A 274-nucleotide genomic window follows, 5' to 3' on the forward strand; every position below is an offset into this window, starting at 1 on the left:
TGGGCTTTAGCCAACACTCAGGTGTTGTTATTGTTGCCGATGGTACAGACGAAGCGAAAGCACGTGTTGGCCGCGTGCTTTGGAATGACCCCGCTACCGGTGTAATGCGCCATGCAGATGCCGGTTACGACATCGCAAAAAACTGTGCCAAAGAGCAAAACTTAGACTTACCAATGCTGAACGAGGAATAATCATGGTCGAACTAACTCTCACGCCCGGCTCGCTTGATTTAAATAGTCTAAGAAAGATTAATGCATCAAGTGTACAAATAAAC

General features: G+C 46.4%; 1 pseudogene. It reads left to right on the forward strand.

Features of this window, described 5'->3' with window-relative positions:
• Positions 1-191, forward strand: a pseudogene (locus tag R2R70_RS20210) (urocanate hydratase); the annotation flags it as partial.
• Between the last annotated feature and the right edge of the window lie 83 nt (positions 192-274).

The organism is Cobetia sp. SIMBA_158 (genome assembly GCF_046566945.1).
Classification (GTDB): Bacteria; Pseudomonadota; Gammaproteobacteria; order Pseudomonadales; family Halomonadaceae; genus Cobetia; species Cobetia amphilecti.